Consider the following 2,670-nt stretch of genomic DNA (forward strand, 5'->3'; position numbering starts at 1 on the left):
TCGAGGGAGGCCAGGGTCTCGAGCCAGGCCCGGGTCTTGAGCCCGCAGTCCGGGTTGACCCAGAGCCTGTGGGCGGGGATGACCTCGAGCGCCTTGCGCAGGAGCGAGTATATCTCGTCCTCGCCCGGCACGCGCGGGCTGTGGATGTCGTACACGCCGGGGCCGATCTCCGCAGGATAGTCGTAGGCGGTGAAGGCGTCGAGCAGCTCCATGCCGCTGCGGCTGGCCTCGATGCTGATGACGTCCGCGTCCATCTCGGCGATGGCTTGCATGATGGCGTTGAACTCGCTGTAGCACATGTGCGAGTGGATCTGGGTGTCGTCCCTGACGCCGCCCGCGGCCAGCCTGAAGCAGTCCACGGCCCAGCGCAGATACGCCTGCTGGTCGGCCTGTCTGATGGGCATGCCCTCGCGCAGGGCCGCCTCGTCGATCTGGATGATGGGGATGCCTGCCGCTTCCAGGTCAAGGGCTTCGTCCCGGATGGCCAGGGCGATCTGGCGGCAGACCTCGTCGCGGGGCAGGTCGTTGCGCACAAAGCTCCAGCACAGGATGGTCACCGGTCCGGTGAGCATGCCCTTCATGGGCTTTTCCGTCAGGCCCTGGGCGTACAAGGCCCAGTCCACGGTCATCTTTTCCGGACGGGAGACATCGCCGTGGATGATGGGCGGCTTGACGCACCGGCTGCCGTAGCTCTGGACCCATCCGTTCTGCGTGAAGCAGAACCCCTTGAGCTGCTGGCCGAAGTACTCGACCATGTCGTTGCGCTCCGGCTCGCCGTGAACCAGCACGTCAAGCCCCAGCTCCTCCTGGCGGGCGACCGCCTCGGCGATGTGGCGTTTCATGATCCCGACATAGTCGGCCGTGCCGAGTCCGCCCTGCCTGAACAGCTGCCGCGCCTTGCGGATTTCAGCGGTCTGGGGATAGGAGCCGATGGTCGTGGTCGGGAACAGGGGGAGATGCAGCCGCGCCCGTTGCCCGACGGATCGTTGCGCAAAGGGCGAGGTCCGGTCGTACATCGACGGCGTGACGGACAGGACTCGCTCGCGGACCTGCCGGTCCACCACGTCGCGGTGGGCCCCCTTGGCATGCAGCGACTCCTTGTTGCCGGCGAAAAGAGCGGGTTTTTCAGCTCCGGTGGCGGCCTCCCGCAGGGCTGCGGTCTCTTGGCATTTCTGCACGGCAAAGGCCATCCACCGCTTCAGTTCCGGGTCCAGGGCGGTCTCGCCTGTCACGTCCACAGGGGAGTGGAGCAGGGAGCAGCTCGATCCGACCATGACCCGTGAGGGGTTCAACTGCTGGCAGACCGCGTTCACCGTGCGGAGCGCGGTCTCCAAATCGGTTTTCCAGACGTTGCGGCCATCCACCAGGCCCAGGGAGAGGGTGCAGTGGCCGGGCAGTTTGGCCAGGATATCGCGCAATTGTCCGGGCGCCCGGACGAGATCCACGTGCAGGCCGTCCACGGGCAGGGACAGGGCCAGGTCGAGGTTGTCTCCCAGGGCGCCGAAATACGTGGCCAGGAGCAGCCTGGAGCTCAGGACCGCCTTCCGGATCCGGGCATAGGCCAGGCTGAAGGCCTGTCCCGCCTCCTGCGCGAGGTCGGTGCACAGGGCCGGCTCGTCCAGCTGGATCCAGGCGCACTGGCCGTCGAGTTCCCTGAGGATGTCGCAATAGGCGGCGACCAGCGCGTCGAGGTGCGCCCAGCGGTCGCAGCCCCGGGTTTCCTTGGCCAGCAGGAGGAAGGTGACCGGCCCGACCAGGACCGGCTTGGGCGAAAGCCCCTGCGCCCTGGCCGACAGGACGGCCTTGAGCAGGGCGGAGCCGGTCTTGGCAAAGGTGGTGTCCGGGGACAGCTCCGGGACGATGTAGTGGTAGTTGGTGTCAAACCACTTGGTCATCTCCATGGCCGGGATGCCTCTGTCGGCATCGCCCCGGGCCATGTGAAAGTACGTGTCCAGACCGACCTCGCCATCTTCCCCGCCATCTTCCCCGCCTTCTTCCCCGCCACCTTCCTTGACACCGTGCCAGCCAAAACGCGGCGGAACCGCGCCCAGCATGGCCACGGTGTCGAGGACGTGGTCGTACAGGGAGAAGTCGCCCACAGGGACGAGGTCAAGCCCTGCGTCGGCCTGGATGGCCCAGTGCCGATCCCTGAGGGCGTCGGCAGTGGCGGCGAGTTCCGCTTTCGCGGTTTCGCCCCGCCAGAATTTTTCCAAGGCCCATTTGAGCTCCCGGTCGATCCCCATGCGGGGAAACCCCAAAATGTGCGCGTGCATGTCTACTCCATGGTTATGGGTGAAAGACAGGGAGCGCCCCCGAAAGCAGCGGCGGAAGAACCAGGAGCGGCGACGCCGTCCGTTTGTACTTGCAACACCAGCCCGCTCGCGAGGCTGTCCGCGCTCCGGCAAGACGTCTTCTGGCTCCCGGCCCCATGGTGTTGAATCCCTTCCCTGATCCGGTGGTCATCAACGGGTTTTGCCGGTTACAGCGGCGCGTCCGCAGCGGCTTTTCACCGCTTTCCGTTTCTTGCCAAATCCGTATATCAAGATTGATTGATATTTAATCCCAGCGCCAATGGCAAGGCTTTTTCCGCATTGGGGTTGGCTGCGCCAATGGCGGGCAGGCCCGGATCGCGAGCCTCGGTGCTGCAACGGCTCGGGAGGGCCGGCCGTA

Annotated in this window: 1 protein-coding gene and 1 riboswitch; the gene reads right to left on the bottom strand. The window is 65.8% G+C overall.

From position 1 onward, the window contains the following. On the bottom strand, positions 1-2,273 hold a 2,273-nt coding region (metE, locus tag ACTVJH_RS15705), incomplete at its 3' end, for a 5-methyltetrahydropteroyltriglutamate--homocysteine S-methyltransferase (RefSeq protein WP_455992810.1). 117 nt (positions 2,274-2,390) lie between these two features. Further along, a riboswitch (cobalamin riboswitch) is annotated at positions 2,391-2,561 on the bottom strand. Between the last annotated feature and the right edge of the window lie 109 nt (positions 2,562-2,670).

Source organism: Desulfoplanes sp. PS50, from assembly GCF_053851535.1.